19 protein-coding genes are annotated in these 17,409 nt (G+C 66.8%); 7 read left to right on the top strand and 12 right to left on the bottom strand.

What is annotated here, in order from left to right; all coding sequences use genetic code 11:
• Positions 1 to 65: 65 nt before the first annotated feature.
• Positions 66 to 668, bottom strand: a complete 603-nt coding sequence (gene leuD / locus ACQR1B_RS14145) for a 3-isopropylmalate dehydratase small subunit (protein ID WP_434833011.1) — start codon at positions 666 to 668, stop codon at positions 66 to 68.
• Between the two features lie 93 nt (positions 669 to 761).
• Positions 762 to 1,160, bottom strand: coding sequence for a metallopeptidase family protein (locus ACQR1B_RS14140; RefSeq protein WP_434833010.1), 399 nt, complete (start codon positions 1,158 to 1,160; stop codon positions 762 to 764).
• Between the two features lie 137 nt (positions 1,161 to 1,297).
• On the opposite strand from ACQR1B_RS14140, the gene ACQR1B_RS14135 reads away from it, so the two are divergent.
• The 3 genes from ACQR1B_RS14135 (at position 1,298) to ACQR1B_RS14125 (ending at position 3,484) form a co-directional block, all read left to right on the top strand.
• Positions 1,298 to 1,612: a hypothetical protein gene (locus tag ACQR1B_RS14135; protein ID WP_434833133.1), complete on the top strand. Its 315-nt coding sequence runs from the start codon at positions 1,298 to 1,300 to the stop codon at positions 1,610 to 1,612.
• A gap of 259 nt (positions 1,613 to 1,871) precedes the next feature.
• Complete coding sequence (locus ACQR1B_RS14130) at positions 1,872 to 2,159, top strand: hypothetical protein (protein WP_434833009.1); 288 nt, start codon at positions 1,872 to 1,874, stop codon at positions 2,157 to 2,159.
• Between the two features lie 665 nt (positions 2,160 to 2,824).
• A complete protein-coding gene (locus ACQR1B_RS14125; protein WP_434833008.1) occupies positions 2,825 to 3,484 on the top strand; it encodes a hypothetical protein in 660 nt (219 codons plus the stop codon).
• 84 nt (positions 3,485 to 3,568) lie between these two features.
• On the opposite strand, the gene ACQR1B_RS14120 is transcribed toward ACQR1B_RS14125, so the two are convergent.
• The 7 genes from ACQR1B_RS14120 to ffh form a co-directional block, all read right to left on the bottom strand.
• Positions 3,569 to 3,784 (bottom strand): hypothetical protein, encoded by a 216-nt coding sequence (locus ACQR1B_RS14120; RefSeq protein ID WP_434833007.1) that lies wholly within the window; start codon positions 3,782 to 3,784, stop codon positions 3,569 to 3,571.
• A gap of 201 nt (positions 3,785 to 3,985) precedes the next feature.
• Positions 3,986 to 5,392, bottom strand: coding sequence for a 3-isopropylmalate dehydratase large subunit (gene leuC / locus ACQR1B_RS14115; protein WP_434833006.1), 1,407 nt, complete (start codon positions 5,390 to 5,392; stop codon positions 3,986 to 3,988).
• A 354-nt stretch (positions 5,393 to 5,746) separates the two neighbouring features.
• A complete protein-coding gene (gene rplS, locus ACQR1B_RS14110) occupies positions 5,747 to 6,127 on the bottom strand; it encodes a 50S ribosomal protein L19 (protein WP_434833005.1) in 381 nt (126 codons plus the stop codon).
• Between the two features lie 107 nt (positions 6,128 to 6,234).
• On the bottom strand, positions 6,235 to 7,008 hold the full coding sequence (gene trmD, locus ACQR1B_RS14105) for a tRNA (guanosine(37)-N1)-methyltransferase TrmD (RefSeq protein WP_434833004.1): 774 nt from the start codon (positions 7,006 to 7,008) through the stop codon (positions 6,235 to 6,237).
• Between the two features lie 202 nt (positions 7,009 to 7,210).
• The gene (gene rimM / locus ACQR1B_RS14100) at positions 7,211 to 7,792 is read right to left on the bottom strand and encodes a ribosome maturation factor RimM (RefSeq protein ID WP_434833003.1); all 582 of its coding nucleotides are present in this window, start codon (positions 7,790 to 7,792) and stop codon (positions 7,211 to 7,213) included.
• A gap of 128 nt (positions 7,793 to 7,920) precedes the next feature.
• Positions 7,921 to 8,253, bottom strand: coding sequence for a 30S ribosomal protein S16 (gene rpsP / locus ACQR1B_RS14095; protein WP_434833002.1), 333 nt, complete (start codon positions 8,251 to 8,253; stop codon positions 7,921 to 7,923).
• A gap of 170 nt (positions 8,254 to 8,423) precedes the next feature.
• Complete coding sequence (gene ffh, locus ACQR1B_RS14090; RefSeq protein WP_434833001.1) at positions 8,424 to 9,974, bottom strand: signal recognition particle protein; 1,551 nt, start codon at positions 9,972 to 9,974, stop codon at positions 8,424 to 8,426.
• A 405-nt stretch (positions 9,975 to 10,379) separates the two neighbouring features.
• On the opposite strand from ffh, the gene ACQR1B_RS14085 reads away from it, so the two are divergent.
• Positions 10,380 to 11,372: an MBL fold metallo-hydrolase gene (locus tag ACQR1B_RS14085; protein ID WP_434833000.1), complete on the top strand. Its 993-nt coding sequence runs from the start codon at positions 10,380 to 10,382 to the stop codon at positions 11,370 to 11,372.
• Positions 11,373 to 11,585: 213 nt separating this feature from the next.
• Here the strand turns inward: ACQR1B_RS14085 and ACQR1B_RS14080 are convergent, their stop codons facing one another.
• Positions 11,586 to 12,296 (bottom strand): SIMPL domain-containing protein, encoded by a 711-nt coding sequence (locus ACQR1B_RS14080; protein WP_434832999.1) that lies wholly within the window; start codon positions 12,294 to 12,296, stop codon positions 11,586 to 11,588.
• A gap of 5 nt (positions 12,297 to 12,301) precedes the next feature.
• Entirely contained in the window at positions 12,302 to 13,045 is a 744-nt protein-coding gene (locus ACQR1B_RS14075) for a GyrI-like domain-containing protein (RefSeq protein ID WP_434832998.1), read from the bottom strand.
• A 169-nt stretch (positions 13,046 to 13,214) separates the two neighbouring features.
• On the opposite strand from ACQR1B_RS14075, the gene dapF reads away from it, so the two are divergent.
• Both dapF and mtaB read left to right on the top strand, forming a co-directional pair.
• Positions 13,215 to 14,081, top strand: a complete 867-nt coding sequence (gene dapF / locus ACQR1B_RS14070; RefSeq protein WP_434832997.1) for a diaminopimelate epimerase — start codon at positions 13,215 to 13,217, stop codon at positions 14,079 to 14,081.
• Positions 14,078 to 15,439 (top strand): tRNA (N(6)-L-threonylcarbamoyladenosine(37)-C(2))-methylthiotransferase MtaB, encoded by a 1,362-nt coding sequence (gene mtaB / locus ACQR1B_RS14065; RefSeq protein WP_434832996.1) that lies wholly within the window; start codon positions 14,078 to 14,080, stop codon positions 15,437 to 15,439. Before dapF ends, mtaB begins: the two co-directional genes overlap by 4 nt.
• A 52-nt stretch (positions 15,440 to 15,491) precedes the next feature.
• On the opposite strand, the gene ACQR1B_RS14060 is transcribed toward mtaB, so the two are convergent.
• Positions 15,492 to 16,334: an RluA family pseudouridine synthase gene (locus tag ACQR1B_RS14060; RefSeq protein ID WP_434832995.1), complete on the bottom strand. Its 843-nt coding sequence runs from the start codon at positions 16,332 to 16,334 to the stop codon at positions 15,492 to 15,494.
• A 60-nt stretch (positions 16,335 to 16,394) separates the two neighbouring features.
• Here ACQR1B_RS14060 and ftsY point away from each other — a divergent pair, with 60 nt between their 5' ends.
• Complete coding sequence (gene ftsY / locus ACQR1B_RS14055; protein ID WP_434832994.1) at positions 16,395 to 17,342, top strand: signal recognition particle-docking protein FtsY; 948 nt, start codon at positions 16,395 to 16,397, stop codon at positions 17,340 to 17,342.
• Positions 17,343 to 17,409 lie beyond the last annotated feature (67 nt).

Below are 17,409 nucleotides of genomic sequence, written 5' to 3'. Positions count from 1 at the left end.
GGGACTCGAAACAAGGCCCCGGACGGTGGTCCAGGGCCCTGCGACATCGGCTGTTCAGCGCCGGCTCAGGCCCAGGCGCGCTCGGCGAGCTTGGCCTCGTAGCTGTCGATCGAGGCCTTCTTCTCCAGCGTCAACCCGATGTCGTCGAGGCCGTTCATCAGGCAATGCTTGCGGAACGGATCGATCTCGAACTTGACGGTGCCGCCGTCGGGGCCGCGGATTTCCTGGGCGGCGAGATCGATCGTCAGGGTCGCGTTGGCGCCGCGCTCGGCGTCGTCGAACAGCTTGTCGAGATCGGCCTGCGACACGCGGATCGGCAGGATGCCGTTCTTGAAGCAATTGTTGTAGAAGATGTCGCCGAACGAGGTCGAGATCACGCAGCGGATGCCGAAATCCAAGAGCGCCCAGGGTGCGTGCTCGCGGCTCGAGCCGCAGCCGAAATTGTCGCCGGCGACCAGGATCTTGGAATTGCGGTAGGCCGGCTGGTTGAGCACGAAATCCGGGTTCTCGCTGCCGTCGTCCTTGTAGCGCTGCTCGGAGAACAGGCCCTTGCCGAGCCCGGTGCGCTTGATGGTCTTGAGGTACTGCTTGGGGATGATCATGTCGGTGTCGACATTGATGATCTTCAGCGGCGCGGCGACGCCTTCCAGCGTGGTGAACTTGTCCATCGGGGAGCACCTTCGAGAGTATCGGCAGGCCGCTGTTTAGCCCGATTGGCGCAACGGATAAAGTCAAAATCCCTGGAAAGGCGGCCCCTCCGGTCAGTCCGCGGCGGCCTCGATCGCCTCCATGTCGTCGTCGGACATTCCGAAATGATGGCCGATCTCGTGGATCAGCACGTGGCGGACGATGTAGCCGAGGCTCTCGTCGTGCTCCGCCCAGTAGTCGAGGATCGGACGGCGGTAGAGCCAGATCATGTTGGGCAGGCGGGGCAGGTCGTCATTGCTGCGGAACGGCAGCCCGGTGCCCTGGAACAGGCCGAGCAGGTCGAACTCGCTCTCGGCCTCCATCTCGTCGAGCACCTCCTCGGTCGGGAAGTCGTCGACCCGGATGATGACGCCCTCGCACATCTTGCGAAAATGTTCGGGCAGCCGCTCGAAGGTCTCATGCGCCATGGCTTCCATGTCGGCGAGCGACGGCGCTTTCAGATCTGTCCACATTGCCGCCTTCTAGCCCGGCTTTGATCATGTTGCATCCTGGTTTATGCCATCGGCAGCGGTTGACGCGGACAGTGAAAACGGCGACCGTCCGCGGCGCGTGATTTGGGTTTGGGGGACGCATGCGACAGATGTCGATGATGCTGGCCGGGACGGCGCTGGCCGCGGCGATCGTGATCTCGGTGTCGGCCGCAGCCCGGGCGGAGTCGTCCACCCGCGAGGAACTCGGTGCCGCGCGCAGCGACCGGACGACCGACGTGTCGGCGCAGCGGCGTCCGCGGCGCATCCCGATCTATCCTCGTCGCGAGGAAGGGCATTGGGAGCCCGACGTGGTGCCACGCTACAATCCGGGCCCCAACGCGGTGCGCGTCTGCGCAGCGTCCTATGTTCAGGAATACAGGCCGAGCGGCACCGTGATCGTGCCACACATGAGCTGCGTCTGGCGGCGCGGCTGATCCTTCAACTCCTGAGGCGAGTGCAGACGCGGCATGGTGCCGACCTGACACAGTGCCGATATGTCGCGTGGTGCGGCGGAACCGCACGCGACAGTCCGGCATTCTGCTCCGGCGCAGGTCTTCATGCCCCATTCACGTCGCTCGTTCGAGACTGACCTGCGTCGCGCTGCTGCGACCGCCATTCAGGCAGCTGATCAGGCGGGCGTACGGTGCCGGACGTGATGTCAGGTGATCGCTTCGGCGATCGAAGGAGAAGTTCATGACTGTGATGAAGCTGTTGGGCATCGCGGCGGTTGGCGCCGTTCTGGCGCTGGCTGCCCCCGCCGAACGCGCCCAGGCGCTTTCGCTCAGCAATCCGGCTGCTGCGGCGGCGGTGCAGCAGAGCACGGCTCAAGAGACCACCCAGGCGCATTGGCACGGCCGTCGCCACTTCCATCCGCGCCGCCACTTCCATCCCCGGCCTCACTACTATCCGCGGCATCACTTCCACCCTCGGCATCACGGGCGCCCGCATCACCATGGGCATCGCCATCACGGCCGCTGGTGAGCCACGCGTCCCGGCGCGACCCAAAGCATGTTCAAAATCATACAGGCCCGCTTGGCGGGCCTGTATGTTGATGGTGGACCGAAAATGGGGTTGCCATGAAATCGTCCGTCAACAGGACCCGGCTTGGCATCGCCGTGGTCGCGATGCTTGCAAGTTCCGCCGTGGCGTCGCCCGTTCCGGCAGCTCCCGCGGGTGCGGCAACGAAGCAAACTGCAGCCGCAACAGATCTTGGTTCGCGGCGGCACGTTGGTCGGTGGCAGCGTGCACGGGCTATGGTCGTGCCGCCATCCTACTATGGCCGTCCGCGCGATTACGCTCCAGCGTACCCTGCGGGTCCCATCGTCCTGTTCACTCCGTTCTTCGATTAGCTGCGGCAGGCAAGTCGCTCGGTCACATCGACGCCAAGTCGGTCATGAAGGCCGGCACGAGCGATACCATTCGTCATCTCGTGTTAAATGACACTTCGATGTTCACTGGCCACTCTTCGGCCGCGACGCCACGCCGCAGATGCCCACGCGCGGGGCATCGTCGACGGGCATCATTCATGCCGCATTCACGTCGCTATCTCTACGTTCATGTCGGGGGTGCGCCAATCCATCGATTCGGACGACCAGCATCGGCGCTGCATGGGTCCATCGTTGCACAGCATTCAGGGAGAAGGGACCATGATGAGGATGAAGGACCAGCGCGCTGGTCTTGCTCGTCGCCTTAGTCTTGCGGCGGCGGCACTGTTTGTCTTAGCGGGCGCGTCGGGCCGGCCTGCGCTCGCAATGTCACCGGTCAGTCCTGGTGCTCTGCCTGCGACACAGGGAGCGTCCGATGCACTGACCATTCAGGTCCGTGGCCCCGGCGGTCATGGCGGAGGTGGTGGCGGCGGTCACCATGGCGGCGGCGGTGGTTTTCATGGCGGCGGCGGCTTCCGCGGCGGCGGACCGGCGTTCCACGGCGGTGGAGGAATGTTCCGTGGCGGCGGCGGTCCCGCCTTCCATGGCGGTGGCGGACACGCCTTCGGAGGCGGTGGTCCGCGACCCGTGTTCCATGGCGGAGGTCCGGCGTTTCACGGTGGAGGTCCGCGTCCAGTGTTCCATGGTGGCGGCGGCTACTATCACCGTCCCCATTACGGCTATCGGCCGTACTTCCACCATCACCGGCGTCACTTCTACGGCTATCGCAGCTACTACACGCCAGCCTACACGACGTCCTACTACTATCCCTATCGCCGCTGCCGTGTGGTCTGGACCCATTACGGACCGCGCCGCATCTGCCACCATCGGCACTGGCGCCATCATCATCGTCATCACCGCCACCACTGGCGCTACTACTGACGACGCCGAGAGCTCGAACGGGACAAAGAAGGACGCCGAACGGCGTCCTTCTCTCGTTTCAGGGAATTGAGTTTGCCGCAGCCGTCAGAGCCAGTCCTTGAACTGCCAGTTCTTCACGCTCAGCTTCCACGGCACCAGCGTCTCCAGTCGCCATTTGGCAAAGCGCCCGGGCGGCCAGTTCGACAGCCGCCGTTCGTCCTTCGGTGCTTCCGGCTGGGCGATGATCTTCGCCGGCGGCGTCTTTCGGCGTTGGCGCGTCGCGTCTCGGATGAGGTCGACGTATTCCGGCTTGTCGGCCATGTCAGGCTCCTCGGCACGTTCCTCTGCAGGACGCCACGCGTCCGGCGGTAGGATTGTGCGTGACGAGGTTTAAGAATCTCTTCCCGAGCTGCATCGATGTTTAGGTGAAATTAAAAAGCGATGGCTTCGTCGAAGCCATCGCCTTGCTTTGTCGGCTGATCGATCGCCGTGCAGCGCTGCTGCGTCAGCGAGGTGAGGAGATCAGCGCCAGTCGCGCACGTCGACGAAATGGCCGGCGATCGCGGCGGCTGCGGCCATCGCGGGCGACACCAGATGGGTTCGGCCCTTGAAGCCCTGGCGGCCCTCGAAGTTGCGGTTCGAGGTCGAGGCGCAGCGCTCTTCCGGCGCCAGCTTGTCCGGGTTCATGGCGAGGCACATCGAGCAGCCCGGCTCGCGCCACTCGAAGCCGGCCTTGATGAAGATCTTGTCCAGACCTTCGGCCTCGGCCTGCTCCTTGACGATGCCCGAGCCCGGCACGACCATCGCGTTGACGTGGCCGGACACGGTCTTGCCCTCGGCGATCTTCGCAGCCGCGCGCAGGTCCTCGATGCGACCGTTGGTGCAGGAGCCGATGAAGACGCGGTCGAGCTTGATGTCGGTGATCTTCGTGCCCGCGGTCAGGCCCATGTATTTCAGCGCGCGATGCTTGGAGATGCGCTTGGCCTCGTCGGCGATCTTGTCCGGATCGGGCACCGCGCCGGTCACCGAGATCACGTCCTCGGGCGAGGTGCCCCAGGTCACGATCGGCGGCAGCTTCGCGGCATCGAGACGCAACTCGTGGTCGAAATGCGCGCCCTCGTCGGAGCGCAGCGTCTCCCAATAGCGCATCGCCGCATCCCAGGCCGCGCCCTGCGGCGCCTTCGGCCGGCCGCGCAGGAAGTCGTAGGCCTTCTGGTCAGGCGCGACCAGGCCGGCGCGGGCGCCGCCCTCGATCGACATGTTGCAGACGGTCATGCGGCCTTCCATCGACAGCGCGCGGATCGCCTCGCCGGCATATTCCAGCACGTAGCCGGTGCCGCCCGCGGTGCCGATCTCGCCGATGATGGCGAGGATGATGTCCTTGCCCGTCACGCCGTCCGGCAACACGCCGTCGACCGTGACGCGCATGTTCTTGGCCTTCTTCTGGATCAGCGTCTGCGTCGCCAGCACGTGCTCGACCTCTGAGGTGCCGATGCCGTGCGCCAGCGCGCCGAAGGCGCCGTGGGTCGAGGTGTGGCTGTCACCGCAGACGATCGTGGTGCCGGGCAGCGTAAAACCCTGCTCAGGGCCGATGACGTGGACGATGCCCTGGCGGCGGTCGAACTCGTTGTAATATTCGATGCCGAATTCCTTGGCGTTGTCGGCCAGCGTCCTGATCTGCTCGATGCTCTCCGGATCCGGGTTGGGTTTGGAGCGGTCGGTGGTCGGCACGTTGTGATCGACCACGGCCAGCGTCTTCTCCGGCGCGTGCACCTTGCGGCCGGTCATGCGCAGGCCTTCGAACGCCTGCGGCGAGGTCACCTCGTGAACCAGATGGCGGTCGATGTAGAGCAGGCAGGTGCCGTCGTCGGCTTCGTGCACCAGATGGTCGTTCCAGATCTTGTCGTACAGCGTGGTCGGTTTCGACATGAGCGAATGCTCCCGGGAATTTGAGGTTTGAAACGGGACGCGTGGCGGACACGCGGGAACAGGCGAAGAGGCGAGGCGCTGCGGCTTACAGCGCGCGCCTAAGCTCTGACGTGGCCGAGGTGGCGAAACGTCCGAAGAACCGCCCGGGCAGCCGGCGGCGATCGTCGATGACGACGCGGCGGCAGGCCATGCTGGTACGATCTAGAACCATTCGAGGGCGATATATAGCACGCAGCCGCTGAAGTGCGAGATGCGTTTGTGGCGGCCCTCAGTGCGAGCGCAGCGACGTGATGCTGAAAAACAAAAAAGCGCGGGGCCAGCCCGCGCTCTTCGTCAATCCCATGGAAGCAATGATTACGAGTTGACCGCGGTCTGCCGGTCCTGCTTCTCGACGATGCGGGCCGACTTGCCGCGCAGCTGGCGCAGGTAATACAGCTTGGCGCGACGCACCTTGCCGCGGCGCACGACCTTGATCGAGTCGATCATCGGGGACAGGATCGGGAACACACGCTCCACGCCCTCGCCGTAGGAGATCTTGCGCACCGTGAAGCTCTCGTTGATGCCTCCGCCGGAGCGGCCGATGCAGACGCCCTCATAGGCCTGAACGCGGGTGCGATCGCCTTCGACCACCTTCACGTTGACGATGACGGTGTCGCCCGGGCCAAACTCCGGAATGGTCTTGTTGGCGGACAGCTTGTCGAACTGCTCTTTTTCGAGCTGCTGAATCAGGTTCACGGGTAAATCTCCATCGGCGGCGCGCCCAGCCGGGTCACGCGGGCTGCGCTTGTTCCTGCCGTCACTTGCGGAATTGGGCGCTCCTATAAGCCAAAGCGCGAGGCTTGTCACCCGTCTGTCGTGTTTTTTGGCGCTTTTTGGCCGGTCCCCGTTTGTTCTCGGCCTTGCCGGGCGCGCCATTCGGCCCACAGATCCGGCCTGCGCGCCTCCGTCAGCGCCTGCGCCTGCTCCCGCCTCCAGGCTGCGACCTTGGCGTGATCGCCCGATGTGAGCACGTCCGGGATGGTCCGGCCCTCGAACAATTGCGGGCGGGTGTATTGCGGGTACTCGAGGAGGCCGTCGGAAAAGCTCTCGTCGGCGCCCGATTCGAGCTTGCCCATGACGCCGGGCAGCAGCCGGACGCAGGCGTCGATCAGCACCAGCGCCGCGATCTCGCCGCCCGACAGCACATAGTCGCCGATCGAGACCTCGATCAGCTCGCGCGCGTCGATGACGCGCTGGTCGATGCCTTCGAAACGGCCGCAGACGATCAGCGGCCCGGGGCCGGCGGCGAGTTCGCGGACCATCCCCTGGGTCAATGGCCGGCCGCGCGGGCTCATCAGCAGCCGCGGCCGCTCCGGCGCGATGTCGGCCGCGTCGATGGCGGCGGCCAGCACGTCGGCGCGCAGCACCATGCCCGGCCCGCCGCCGGCCGGCGTGTCGTCGACGCTGCGGTGCCTGTCGGTGGCCGAAGCCCGGATGTCGCGCGCCTCCAGCGCCCAGATGCCGGAGGTCAGCGCCCGGCCGGCCAGGCTGACGCCGAGCGGCCCGGGAAACATCTCGGGGAACAGGGTCAGCACGCTGGCGCGCCAGGGCGCGGCGGTCGGAGGTGAAGCGGTCATGATGCTCTGTTACGGCACCTGCGCGATGAGATCGAGCCCTGGATCAGTGCGGCCTCCGCTGCTCGTGCGGTCCCATCCCCGGTGTCGTCCCGGACAAGCCGTGACGCGCACCGCGCGTCGCGGTGCCGATCCGAGACCCATACTGCGTGATCTCGGGAATGGGCACGCGGCCAGTCCCGCGTAAGCCAATCAGCTGCGGTGGCTATGGGTCCCCGCTTTCGCGGGGACGACAAGCCGAGTTTGAGGCGGCAGCGTCGTCTTGATCCGAGGCCGCTTCGTCCTCGCCCTCGATCTCACTCGGCAGCTCGATGATCACACGGCCGCCGGCAAGGTCGACGGTCGGCACCACGGCGTTGGTGAAGGGCAGCAGCAGCGTGCTGCCGGAGGGCGGGGCGATCTCGATGATGTCGCCGGCGCCGAAATTATGGATCGCGAGGACGCGGCCGAGCGGCGCGCCGGCGGAGGTCTCGGCGGCAAGGCCGATCAGGTCGGCGTGGTAGTATTCGTCGTCATCGGTCTCGGGGAGACGATCGCGCGGCACGTAAAGCTCGAGGCCGTTGAGGCGCTCGGCGGCGTTGCGGTCGGTGACACCTTTGAAGCTCGCGACGAGATGATCCTTCGCTTCCCGCGCCTTGGCGACTTCGAACGCGCGGCTGGCGTCCTTGGTCGTGAGCGGGCCGTACTGCAGCACCGCAAGCGGATCCTCGGTGAAGGTCCACAGCCGAACCTCGCCGCGCACGCCGTGCGCGGCGCCGATCCTGGCGACGCAGATCAGTTTGGACATCAGAAGGCCTCGTCCTTCGAGACGCGCGCAAGGGCGCGCTCCTCAGGACGAGGAGCCTGTTCCTCATGCCGAGGAGCACGGCGCCAGCCGCGCGTCTCGAAGCATGAGGCTATCAGCGTCAAGGGACCTTAGCCCTTGGCGGCGGCTTCGGCCTGCGCCTTGCGCTCCTTGCGCGGCACGGCCTTGATCGGGTTCTGGCGGGCTTCGCGCTTCTTGACGCCGGCGGCATCGAGGAAGCGGGCGACGCGGTCGGACGGCTGTGCGCCCTTGGCGAGCCAGCCCTTCACCTTCTCCATGTCGAGCTTGAGGCGCGCCTCGTTGTCCTTCGGCATCAGCGGATTGAAATGGCCGAGACGCTCGATGAAGCGGCCGTCACGCGGAAAGCGCGAATCGGCGACGACGACGTGATAGACCGGGCGCTTCTTGGTGCCGGCACGGGCGAGACGGATGACGACGGACATGTAGGTTCTCCTGAGTGTCGTGTGATGAGTTGATGTCAACTAAGCCGTCATTCCGGGGCACCGCGAAGCGGTGAGCCCGGAATCCACAACCACGATCGGGCGTATGGATTCCGGGCTCGCGCTGCGCGCGCCCCGGAATGACGAATGGAGAGAGGAGCGTGTGATCCTCATTATTTCTTCTTCCCCGGAGGGAGGCCGAGGCCCGGCAGCGTCGGCTTGCCGCTGAGGCCGGTGAGGCCCGGAAGATTTGGCAAACCGCCGCGCAGGCCGGCGGGCAGATCCTTCGGCAGGTTCGGAAGTCCGCCGCCGGGCATGCCGCTCGGCATCTTCTCGGCCATCGCCTTGAGCTGATCGGGCGAGGGCATGCCGCCACCGCCGCCGAAACCCATCGCCTGGGCGATGCCGGCCAGCGGGCCGCGCTTGCCGGAGCCCACGGCCTTCATCACGTCGGCCATGTTCCGATGCATCTTGAGCAGCTTGTTGACGTGCTCGACGCTCTGGCCGGCGCCGGCGGCGATGCGCTTCTTGCGGCTGGCCTTCAGCAGGTCGGGATGCCTGCGCTCCTCGCGGGTCATCGAATCGATGATCGCGACCTGGCGCTTGAGGATCTTGTCGTCGATCCCGGCGGCGGCGATCTGGTTCTTCATCTTGGAGATGCCGGGCATCATGCCCATCAGCCCGCTGATGCCGCCCATCTGCGCCATCTGCTGCAGCTGTTCGCGCATGTCGTTGAGGTCGAACTGGCCCTTGCGCATCCGGTCGGCGGTGCGCGCGGCCTTTTCGGCGTCGATGTTCGCCGCCGCGCGCTCGACCAGCGAGACGATATCGCCCATGCCGAGGATGCGGCCGGCGATGCGCGAGGGATGGAAATCCTCCAGCGCGTCGGTCTTTTCGCCGGTGCCGATCAGCTTGATCGGCTTGCCGGTGACCGCGCGCATCGACAGCGCGGCACCGCCGCGGCCGTCGCCGTCCACCCGCGTCAGCGCGATGCCGGTGAGGCCGACGCGCTGATCGAACGAGCGGGCGAGATTCACCGCGTCCTGCCCGGTCAGCGAATCCGCGACCAGCAGCACCTCGTGCGGGTTGGCGACCGCCTTGATCTCGGCGGCCTCCTTCATCATGTCCTCGTCCAGCGTGGTGCGGCCGGCGGTGTCGAGCAGCACGACGTCATAGCCGCCGAGCTTGGCGGCCTCGATGGCGCGGCGCGCGATCTGCGGCGGCATCTGGCCGGCGACGATTGGCAGGGTCGGGATGTCGAGGTCGCGGCCGAGCACCGCGAGCTGCTCCATGGCGGCCGGACGGTAGACGTCGAGCGAGGCCATCAGCACCTTGCGCTTGTCGCGCTGGACCATGCGGCGCGCGAGCTTGGCGGTGGTGGTGGTCTTGCCGGAGCCCTGCAGGCCGACCATCATGATCGGCACCGGCGGTACGGCGTTGAGGTCGATGGTCTGGCCGTCGTCGCCGAGCGTCTTGACCAGCTCGTCATGGACGATCTTGACGACCATCTGACCGGGGGTGACCGACTTGACGACGGTGGCGCCGATCGCCTGCTCGCGCACGCGCTCGGTGAAGCTGCGGACAACCTCCAGCGCGACGTCGGCCTCGAGCAGCGCCCGGCGGACCTCGCGCATCGCGGCGTCGACATCGGCCTCCGAAAGCGAACCGCGCCCCGTCAGCCGATCGAGAATGCCGCCAAGCCTTTCCGACAGATTGTCGAACAATGCCGTAATCCTTTGTCCTTGCGGACGCTGCCTATGTCTTTCACCGTCATGCCCCGCGCAGGCGGGGCATCCAGTACGCCGCGGCATCTCGGGTCGAGCCGCGCCGTCTCGGAGTACTGGATCACCCGCCTTCGCGGGTGATGACAGCGTGTGTCTCAGCAGATAGTGCCGAAACGGAAATCCCAAACAATTTTGCGCCCGAGGGCGCACAGCGCTGTCGGGCGGTGACCTCCGGCCTCCAGGGCCGGGCGGTGGCTCGAAAAGACGAAACTTTCCGAAATTCGGCTGGGTTAAACCTCCCGGAAGCCGAAAAGTCAAGGAAACTTGCGCCCGGCGTGCCGTTGCCGGATCCCGGCGGGCCGCTTACCTCTTGTGGCAGTTCAGCTTTCTCTCGCGAGGATCCCTTTGCTGCGCCGTTCCAGGACCTATTCCGGCCCCGTCACCGACCATTTCGACGGCAAGCGCTTCTACGATCCCGATGGCGTTCCGCCCAAATCCCTCACCGACGTGCTGCGCTGGCAGTTGGACCGCGGCCGTCAGCGCGTCCTGTGGCCGGCCCGGGCGCCGAGTCCGCATGCCGACACGCCGCCGCACAAGGTAGATGGCGAAACGGTGCGGCTGTCGTTCGTCGGCCATGCCAGTTGGCTGATCCAGACCGGCGGGCTCAACATCCTGGTCGACCCGGTGTGGTCGGAGCGGGTGTCGCCGGTGTCCTTTGCCGGGCCGAAGCGCTGCAACGATCCCGGCATCGCCTTCGAGGCGCTGCCGCACATCGACGTCGTGCTGGTCACGCATGGGCACTACGACCATCTGGATATCAGTACCCTGTCGAAACTGACCGCGCGGTTTGCTCCGCGCGTCGTGACGCCGCTCGGCAACGACCTCACCATGACCGACGCGGATGCGAAGATCCGCGCCGAGGCCTATGACTGGCACGACCGCGTGCCGCTGAACGACGAGGTCGCGGTGACCCTGGTGCCGACCCGGCACTGGACGGCGCGCGGCGTCTTCGACCGCAACAAGGCGCTGTGGGCGAGCTTCGTCTTGGAGACGCCGCGCGGCCGGCTCTACATCGTCGGCGATTCCGGCTACGGCACCGGCTCGCATTTCCGCCGCGTCGCGGAAGCGCACGCGCCGATCAGGCTCGCGATCCTGCCGATCGGCGCCTACGAGCCGCGCTGGTTCATGCGCGACCAGCACATGAACCCGGAGGACGCCGTGCAGGCGTTGCAGGACTGCGGCGCCGAGACCGCGCTGGCGCACCACCACGGCACGTTCCAACTGACGGATGAGGCCATCGACGCGCCGGTGCATGCGCTGCATGCCGCACTCGACCAGGCCGGCATCCCACGCGAGCGCTTCGGTGTGCTCAAGCCGGGGCAGGTGGTGGAGATCTAGCCAGGCTGCCGCACCAACAATGGTGTCGTCCCGGCCTCGAGCCGGGACCCATAACCACCGAACGCTATGTTGCGAAGGCTGGCAGCTCCATCTGGCGCGACCACGTCCGCCGCGGAGTATGGGTCCCGGCTCAAGGCCGGGACGACACTGAATGTGTAGTCGGGTCGTCGGCTCACAACGCCATGTGAATGCGCCGTGCTGACGTGTGGCGCGCTACTGCGCCGCCTTGATCGCCCAGGTCACGTTGACCGTGATCGACAGCGTCTCCTCGCCCTGCGCCACCGGGGTTGGCGTCGCCGCCATCGGCGCGGCGAAGCTCTTGGCGCGGAACACCGGCGCGGGCGCGCCGTCCTCGGCGATGGCGAGCGGCTGGCCCAGCGTCACGCCGGCGGCCTTGGCGTAGATCTCGGCCTTGCGACGGGCGTCGGCGACCGCCTTCTCGCGCGCCTGGTCGAGCAGCCTGGAGGGCTCGGCGACGCTGAAGAAGACGTTGCCGACATCGTTTGCGCCGGCCGCCACGACGGCGTCGATCACGTTGGCCACCTTGGCGACATCGTGCAGCTTGATGGTGACGCGATTGGACGCGCGATAGCCGGTGACCGTCGTCTGTCCGGGCTTGTTCGGCTGATATTGCGGCTGCAGCGACAGCCGCGAGGTCTGGACATCCTTGTCGGCGATCCCCGCCGTCTTCAGCGCCTGCAGCACCTTGGCCATCGCCGCATTGTTGGCTTCGGCCGCCTCGCGCGCGGTCTTGGCGTCAGAGGCGACGCCCGCATCGATCTGCGCCAGGTCCGGCGGCGCCGACACGCTGCCCTCGCCGCTGACGGTGATCGCCGGCGTGTCCTGCCGGGCGATGTCGTCCGCCAGCGCGGGCATTGCGACAGTGGCCGCAAGCGCGGCCGCGAGGATCGGTCTGATCATCATGGCCCTCACTTCAGCGGCACGTAGACGTTGATGACGAGCTTGTCCTCGGCCGTCTTCAGGGGATCGGTCAGGTACTCCTCGATGAAGGTGTCCTTGGCTTCCAGCCTCCGCTCGTCGAGATGGTTGGTGATTGCCTCGTAGGTGTTGTCCATGTTGTCGTACGAGCCGCGGTGCACGAATTTCAGCGCCTTGCCTTCGGGCGACTGGCCGATGCTCATGCCCTTGCCGAGCGTCTTCGGCTCCTGCTCGACCGGAATCTCGGCGAAGAAGGTGAAGCCGTTGTCGTCGGTCGAGGTGTAGACGATCATGCCGTTGCCGGCCGGCTTGACGCCCTGCTTGTCCAAGGTGGTGGACAGCGCCTTGAACGAGTCGATCAGCGTGTCGAACGCATTGTCCCAATTGGCGGTGCCCTTGACCAGGACGACCTTCTTGGCCTCGAGCTTGATCTCATCGCCGAAGCTGTCCGTCGTCTGCGCGGGCGGCGTCTGGGCCGTGGCGGGGGGTGTCGCGGCCGGAGCCTGGGCTGCGGCTGGCGCCGATGATGGCGCCGGGCTCGCGCCGGCTGCGGGAGGTTGCGTCGCGGCCGGGTCCGATGCAGGCGCGGTCGGGGCCGCCGGAGCCTGTGTGGTCGGAGCTTGTGCGGCCGGAGCCTGCGCGGCCGCCGGCGCCTGCGCCCGGACCACGGTGCCGCCCAGTGCGAACGCGACCGCGCTCACGGCCAGAACAAGGCGGAAAGTGCTGAGATTCATTCGACTATTCTCCAGTGGCCGTGCGGCGTGGCCCGGTTCGTGCCGGCGAATGGCTGGTACTAACATGCCCCGCGGCGCGGCGTCCCATGACAGATGCGTCATGTCCCCCTGCGGACTGGTCAAGGCCACGCCTGTGGCCATATAAAGCAGGCACAATTGGGATATTTTGATGAGCGCGCTCGCCGACCACAGCTTCGTCAAGATGAACGGCATCGGCAACGAGATCGTCGTGCTCGACCTGCGCGACGTGAAGCACGTCGTCACGCCGGACGAGGCGCGCGCGGTGGCGTCCCGCGTGCCCTACGACCAGCTGATGGTGCTGCAGCCGCCGCGGCTGGACGGCACCGAGGCCTTCATCCGCATCTACAACAATGACGGCTCGGAATCCGGCGCCTGCGGCAATGGCATGCGCTGCGTGGTCCGGCAAGTGTTCGGGAAGACCGGGCAGGCCAGCGCGACCTTCGAGACGCGGGCCGGTCTGTTGAACTGCTGGCAGGGCCCGGCGCCGGATCTCTACACGGTCGACATGGGCGCGCCGAAGTTCGGCTGGCGGGACATTCCGCTCGCCGAGGAGTTTCGTGACACCCGCTACATCGAGCTGCAGATCGGGCCGATCGATGCGCCGATCCTGCATTCGCCGTCGGTCGTCAGCATGGGCAATCCGCACGCGGTGTTCTGGGTCGAGGACGTCCACGCCTATGATCTGGAGCGGTTCGGGCCGCTGCTCGAAAACCATCCGATTTTCCCGGAGCGGGCGAACATCACGCTCGCGCACGTCGTCGATCGCGACCACATCACGATGCGGACCTGGGAGCGCGGCGCCGGATTGACGAAAGCCTGCGGCTCGGCCGCCTGCGCGACCGCCGTCGCCGCCGCCCGGCTCAAGCGCGCCAACCGTATCGTCCAGATGGCGCTGCCCGGCGGCGAGCTGACGATCGAGTGGCGCGAGCGCGACGATCACGTGCTGATGACGGGGACGGCGACGTTCGAGTTCGAGGGGCGGTTCGAGCCGCAACTGTTCGCCAGCGTCGCATGAGCGTCGATGTCGTCACCTTCGGTTGCCGGCTCAACGCCTTCGAATCCGAGCTGATCGCGCGGCACGCCGAGGCTGCGGGCGCTGACGACACCATCGTGATCAACAGCTGCGCCGTCACCAACGAGGCGGTGGCTCAGGCCCGCCAGTCGATCCGCAAATTGAAGCGGGAGCGACCGGCGGCGCGCATCGTGGTGACCGGCTGCGCGGCGCAGACGCAAAGCGCGATGTTCGCCGCGATGCCCGAGGTCGACCGCGTCATCGGCAATGACGACAAGCTGCAGCCGGACACGTGGCGCGCGACCGCGCAGGCGCTGGCGGTGCCGCGCTTCGGCATCGACACGTCAGAGAAGATCGCCGTCTCCGACATCATGGCGGTGACGGAGATGGCGCCGCATCTCGTCGACGGCTTTCAGCGCGGCCTGCCGCGCGTGTTCGTCCAGGTGCAGAACGGCTGCGATCATCGCTGCACCTTCTGCATCATCCCCTATGGCCGCGGCAATTCGCGCTCGGTGCCGATGGGGGCCGTGGTCGACCAGGTGCGCGCGCTGACCGAGCGCGGCCATGCCGAGATCGTGCTGACGGGCGTCGATCTCACGAGCTATGGCGCGGATCTGCCGGGTGCGCCGAAACTCGGCCGGCTGGTGAAGCAGATTCTGCGTCATGTGCCCGAGCTGAAGCGGCTGCGCATCTCCTCGATCGATTCGATCGAGGCCGATGCCGACCTGCTCGATGCGCTCGCCGATGATGCGAGGCTGATGCCGCATCTGCATCTGTCGCTGCAGGCGGGAGATGATCTGACCCTGAAGCGGATGAAGCGGCGGCATTCCCGCGCCGATGCCATCGCGTTCTGTGACCAGGTGCGGCGGCTGCGGCCGGACATCGCGCTCGGTGCCGACCTGATCGCGGGCTTCCCGACCGAGACCGAGGAGATGTTCACGCGCTCGCTCGATCTGGTCGAGGAGTGCGGCCTGACCTTCCTGCACGTCTTTCCCTATTCGCCTCGCCCCGGCACGCCGGCCGCGCGCATGCCGCAGGTCGACGGCGCCGCCATCCGCGATCGCGCACGGCGGCTGCGGGCAGCCGGAGACGCGGCGTTTCGGCGGCGGCTGGATGCCGAGATCGGCTGCACGCGTGAGGTGCTGATGGAGAGCGCGACGCAGGGGCGGACGGAGCATTATCTGCCGGTGGCAGTCAGCGGAGCCGAGCCGGGCACCGTGCAGCGGCTCGTCATCGTCGGACATGATAGTACGCGGCTATTGGCCCTGAACTCCGTCATGCCCGGGCTTGACCCGCCTGCGGGGCCGGAGCCACTTCGGCGCGGCGAAGGCCCGGGCATCCACGCTGTTTCCGATAACTGAGGCGTGGATGGCCGGGACAAGCCCGGCCATGACGAATGGAGAGAGCGGCGCCTCACTCCCCGTTCCACCCGCACAGTCGCAGCCGCTCATGCATGTGCGCCGGGGCCGGGGCCACGACCTGCACCGGTGGCTTGTTCTTCGACAGCGGAATCGAAATCTCGCGCGCGTGCAGATGCAGCCGCGGCTCGCCGAAGCGCGGGCCGTTGCCGTAGATGTTGTCGCCGACGATCGGCCAGCCCTGGGATGCTGCATGCACACGGAGCTGGTGGGTGCGGCCGGTGATGGGTTCCATGGCGAGCCAGGTGAGTCGCGGACCAGTGGCGTGAACTTTCTCACCGCTCGACAGGTGCGCTCCCTCCCCCCTTGCGGGGGAGGGTTGGGGTGGGGGGTCCACACGGGCAGTCTTTGCTGGGACTCCCACCCCCGACCCCTCCCCGCAAGGGGGAGGGGAGAAGAACGACCGCCCCAGCACGCGCCATTTCGTCACCGCCGGCTGGCCTTCCGGGTCCGGCTTCTGCCACCAGCCGCGCTCGGCGTTGAGCCTGCCTAGCGGCAGCTCGATCACGCCCTCGTCAGCCTCCGGGCCGCCCTCGACCACGGCCCAGTACGTCTTCGAAATCTTGCCGTGCTTGAACAAAAGCCCGAGCGAGGCCGTTGCCTTGCGATGACGGCCGAGCACCAGACAGCCCGAGGTTTCCTTGTCCAGCCGATGTGCCAGCACCGGCGGGCGCGGCAGGCCGAAGCGCAGGGCGTCGAACGAGGCTTCGAGGTTCGGGCCGCCCTTCGGTCCCTTGTGCACGGGAATGCCGGCCGGCTTGTCGATCACCAGCATCAGTCCGTCGCGGTGGAGCACGCGGGCCAGCATCTCCTCATCGGAAGGTTGGTTAATGTCCATGGAAACCGTATTGCGGGTGCGAGGCTTTCGTTTGCGGGAGGAAAGGGCTAACACCACGCCATGAACGATACCACCTCCGAAACACCCAAGCTGTCGTGGTGGCGGCGGCTGTCGGCCGGCCTGAAGCGCACCTCCGGCGCGCTCGGCACCGCCGTGGCCGATCTCGTCACCAAGCGCAAGCTCGACCGCGCGATGCTGGATGACATCGAGGACGTGCTGCTGCGTGCCGATCTCGGCACCCAGGTGGCGGCGCGGATCGCGGAGGCCGTCGGCCACGGGCGCTACGACAAGGCGATCAGCGCCGACGAGGTCAAGGCGGTGGTCGCGACCGAGGTCGAGAAGGTGCTGTCGCCGGTGGCAAAGCCGCTGGAGATCGCGCCCGGCCACGAGCCGTTCGTCATCCTCGTCGTCGGCGTCAACGGCTCCGGCAAGACCACGACCATCGGCAAGCTGGCGCAGAAATTCGCCTCCGAAGGCAAGCAGGTGATGCTGGCCGCGGGCGATACGTTCCGCGCCGCCGCCATCGAGCAGCTCAAGGTCTGGGGCGAACGCACCAAGGCACCGGTCATCGCCGGCGCGCAGGGCTCGGACTCCGCGGGCCTCGCCTTCAACGCGCTGACCGCCGCGAAGGAGCAGGGTCGCGACATTCTGCTGATCGACACCGCCGGTCGGCTGCAGAACAAGGCCGAGCTGATGAACGAACTCGAAAAGGTGGTGCGAGTCATTCGCAAGGTCGACGCCTCGGCGCCGCATGCGGTGCTGCTCGTGCTCGATGCCACCGTGGGACAAAATGCGCTGTCGCAGGTCGAGGCGTTCCATCGTACGGCAGGCGTCACGGGCCTCGTCATGACCAAGCTCGATGGCACGGCGCGCGGCGGCATCCTGGTGGCGCTGTCCGAGAAGTTCAAGCTGCCGGTGCACTTCATCGGCGTCGGCGAGGGCGTCGAGGATCTGCAGCCGTTCGCCGCCAGGGATTTTGCGCGGGCGATCGCCGGCATCGAGGATTGACGTCACCGCGCGGCTTCGGCGCACGATTGATCAAGCACGACTGGATCAGCCGCCGCCGCGGATGATG

The organism is Bradyrhizobium oligotrophicum (assembly GCF_051168495.1).
GTDB classification, from domain to species: domain Bacteria; phylum Pseudomonadota; class Alphaproteobacteria; order Rhizobiales; family Xanthobacteraceae; genus Bradyrhizobium; species Bradyrhizobium oligotrophicum_A.
The sequence above is the reverse complement of the archived record's forward strand: the minus strand, read 5'-3'. Positions and strand labels throughout refer to the sequence as shown.